Raw genomic sequence first — 4,330 nt, forward strand, 5'->3', positions numbered from 1 at the left:
AATGTTGTATTTTCCGTCGGACCATATATGTTATAAAGCTTCAGGTTCGGGCACAGGTGTCTGACCGTATTCATCAGTGCAGGCGTCAAAGCTTCTCCGCCGACATATAAAGTGGACAGTCCTGAGAACATGTCCGGCTGGGCTTGTGCCAGCTGATGAAAGAGCGCCGTTGTTAAAAACAGCACTGTGATATCATGTTTAAGCAAATAGCTGCCAAAACGGACAGGTGTCAACATCGTCGAGCGGTCAATCACATGGAGGCACGCTCCGTTCAGAAGCGCTCCGAATATTTCAAAAGTGATGGCGTCAAAGCCGAGTGAACCGGTTAGGATCAAGCGGTCATTTGTATTGGCTGATGTGTAATTGCTGTTTGAGATAAGCGATACGACATTGCGGTGCGAGATCATTACGCCTTTTGGTTTGCCTGTCGAACCTGATGTATACATGATATAGGCCAAATCATCCGGGCGGGTATCTATGTTAATATCGCGGCCGGATGCCAATTGCGCTTTCTTAGACATCAACACTTTTTTAGGAAAATCAATGTCAGTCTTGAGTCCTTTTTGAACGGCCAAAACGTCTGCTCCGCTTTCTTTCAGCATATAGCTGATCCGTTCAGGAGGCAGTTCGGCATCAAGCGGGAGATAGACGCCTCCCGCTTTTAAAACGGCGAGAACACCGATGATGAATTCAAAGGAGTGCTCTGCTAAAATTCCGGCAATTCCGTTTTTCTTTAAGCCTTGTTCTTGGAAGATGCGGGCCCATGCAGTGGACGATTGATCCAGCTCCCGGTATGTCATCGTCAAGCCGCCGGCATGAAGAGCGATGTGCTCCGGCGTTTTCTCAACTTGACTGGAAAACAAATCAACGATTGTTTTGTTTGTGTCGTATTCAGTTTTTGTATCGTTGAACTCCCCGATGATCCGGGTTTTCTCGTCAGGCGCGAGCAGCGGCAGCCTGGAGGCGGGGATATCGGTGTCCTCCGCCGTTCTACGCAAGGCTTCTAACAGATGGTCCTTCACACAGTTGATCCATGATTCATCATAAACGTTTGCATTGTAGCTGAATTTGATGATGAGTTCATCACCCGGTGCAATCACAATGTTGAAGTTGTAGCCTGATTGCTCCGACACTTTTACATTTTCGATCTGAAGCGGTGATTCGGTGCGGTCTGCCGAGTCTTGCATTTGCTGCTGCAAAGGGTAGTTTTCAAAAACGAAAATATGGTCGATGACATTCTGCTTGAACGCGGTATGCGACTGAATGTCAGCCAATGGATAAAAGCTGAACATGTCTTGAGCCAGCCTTTCTTTTTGGGAGCGGCTAAGCAGCTCTGAAAAAGTTTCACTTTCACTCTCGGTCTTGATTCGCACCGGAACAGTATTGATAAATAAACCGATAATCTTTTCAACTCCCGGAATCACGGAAGGACGGCCTGAAACGACAGAGCCGAAGACGACATCATCTGTCCGGTTGTAGCGCTGAAGCATCAAGCCCCACACGGTTTGCATGAGAGTGGCGAGAGTGGCGCCGTGCTGTTTGGCGATTGTGCTGAGCCGCTTCGTCAGCTCCCGGTCTAATGAAAACGTCAGTTCTTTTTGCCGATATCCCTTTTCCACAGGTTTTGTAGACACTTTGGGAAGTCCGGTGGGCGCATTGCAGTCTGCCAAGTAGTTCTCCCAGTATTCCCTGGCTGCGGCTTTGTCCTGATCAGACAACCAGGAAATATATGCGCTGTATGGCTGAACAGGTTCTAAAGATACAGGTTCTCCTGAATAGATGGACTCGTAAAATTGCATAAATTCTTGCAGCACGATCCCGAGACACCAGCCGTCCATTAAGATATGGTGATGGCTCCATACACACACATGTTTTTCCGGCGCCGTTTTGAAGAGAGAGATCCGCATCAGCATATCCTTTTGCAGATCAAAGCCTTTCCGTCTGTCCCTTCCTTTAAATTGGCTGATATATTCGGTTTGATCAGCTTCCGGCATTTCGGTCAGGTCTTCAGCATGCAAATGAAAGGGTCGATCGCGTAAAACGACTTGGCGCGGTTCTTTCAGCTGAGCAACATGAGGCAAAAAAACGGTTCTGAAAATGTCGTGGCGGTCGATGACCGATTGTACACTTTGTTGGAACCAGTCTAAATGAAGCTTGCCCCTTATTGTGAAAACGGACTGCTCAATATATGCGTCCCCCTCGTCTTGCAGGAAAGAATGAAAAAGCATTCCTTCCTGCATGTGGCTTAAAGGATAAATGTTTTGGATTTGTTGTTTATGATCCATTGTTTTCCCCCGCTCTTTTAATGGAATCCGAGTAAGTCGGTGATACTTTTTAAAGCTTCCTCGGTCAGCTCGCGATCATCAAAGTCGCTGACGGTTTTTTCTGTTTCAGTCTTGCTGAGGCAGTGGTTCATCAGCTTTCTGAGATAGTACTGGCAATCTTGAGAAAGCCGTTCAATGGTTTCTTTCTGAAAACGATCTGTTTCATATGTCATGTTTACGGTCAACCTGCCTTCAACTATGAGTGCGCTGATGTCCAGCGACTGTTCACGCTTCCAGGTGCTGGTGATATCCTCACCGCCTCCCAAAGGCGAAAATGTAAACGCATCATGCTGTTCTTTTTCGGTTTGCGCCTGATCTGCGATGTCAAATTGCCCAAGATAATTAAAACAGATATCCGGTGCTTTGCCGAATTTGATCTTTGCTTTTTCGGGCGGTGTCATATATTTGAGTACGCCGTATCCAAATCCTTTGTCAGGTATCCGTCTTAACGTGTCTTTTATTATTTTTAATGTGCGGATCATATATTCTTCATGATGCTCAGCCCATGTATTGGATTCAAGTTGAAGCAAGACTGGATATATGGCGGTAAACCACCCTACGGTTCGGCTGATATCGTGATGTGCCGCCTCTGATTGACGGCCGTGCCCTTCGAGCGCGATTTTTAGCGCTTTTTGCGGCGCCCATTGCTGAATGGCCAGTACGGCTGAAGCCAAAAGCAGGTCTTGAGTATTCGTATTGTAAGCATTGTGCACATCTTTAAGGAGAGCAACTGTTTCTTGTTGAGCTAAAGTAAATGATAGGGTGTCTCGTTTTTTCAAAGCGGTTTTATCGATATATGTCTGCTCTTTTGGCAGTGCATCTGTTTTGTGTTGTTCGATGGCGCGCCAATAGTCTGCTTGCTGTAATAGTCGCCGGCTCTCAGCATATTTAGCTAATTGTTCGGTATATGTTTGGAATGATGCTGTTTTTGGCGGGAGTGCTATGTCGTCTCCGCAAACCGCCTGCTCATAGGCGGATGCCAAGTCTTCCAGGATAATCCGCCATGATATGCCGTCGACGGCCAGGTGATGGATAGAAAGAAACAAGTCATCACCTTCGCCTGAGCGGAAGAGTCCAGCTTGCACTAGCGGTCCGTTTTCCAAGTCCATTGCTTTTTGCAGCTCACGAACTTGTTGTTTGATGAAGTGTTCATTGTCTTTTGGTGCGCCAGTCAAATTGATGATTCGCAGGTTGTAAAGCTGATCCTCCCCTATGTTCGCTGGACGATTGTACAAGCGCGAGTCCCCTCGTTCATCTTTAGCACATATCAGTCGCAGTGCATCGTGATGGATGGTTATCGCTTTTAGCGTTTTCCTCAATGCATCTTCATCTAACGGATTTGTCCGATGCAGCATGACAGACTGATTAAAATGGTGCGCTTCTTTCATATCTTGAGACAGGAACCATTTTAGCACCGGTGACCACATGACCTCACCTTCTACAGATGCTTGGCTTATCGGTTGTTGAGATGAACGGACATAGGGCGCCAATTCTTGGATTGTCGGATGGCTAAAGATATCTTTTACGGCCAGTTGTTTTCCTGATTGATGCAATCTCGCTGATACTTGCAATGCCTTGATGGAATCTCCGCCAAGCTCAAAAAATGATTCGTCAATTCCGATCTTGTCCACGCCGAGCACCCCGCACCAGATGGCGGCCAATTCTTTTTCAATATCAGTGGACGGAGCCGTAAATGTTTGTCTAGTTCGCTCCTTGTGCGGTACCTTTGCAAGTGCATGTTTATCCAGCTTCCCGTTTGGCCTTATTGGCAATGTATCAAGCGTTTGGAGAAACGCCGGAACCATGTAAGCTGGCACTTTTTTGGCCAACGCTTTGCGCACCGTGTCACAATCTGCGCCGCCTTCAACAACGATATAAGCGCACAATTCCTTATGACCCGCTGCGGTAACGGAATCCATTACTGCCGCTTCTTTTACTCCGGCAAGGCTGGAGAGTGCCGCCTCCACTTCTTTAATCTCGATCCGGTAGCCTCTGATTTTGACTTG

At 47.1% G+C, this 4,330-nt stretch carries 2 protein-coding genes; both read right to left on the minus strand.

Annotation, left to right across the window (positions count from 1 at the left end):
- On the minus strand, positions 1–2,285 hold a 2,285-nt coding region (locus BTA30_RS21460), incomplete at its 3' end, for a condensation domain-containing protein (protein ID WP_142243720.1).
- 17 nt (positions 2,286–2,302) lie between these two features.
- Positions 2,303–4,330: condensation domain-containing protein (locus tag BTA30_RS21465; RefSeq protein ID WP_239695200.1), on the minus strand; the 2,028-nt coding region annotated here is incomplete at its 5' end.

This window comes from Bacillus swezeyi (assembly GCF_001969815.1).
Taxonomy (GTDB): Bacteria; Bacillota; Bacilli; order Bacillales; family Bacillaceae; genus Bacillus; species Bacillus swezeyi.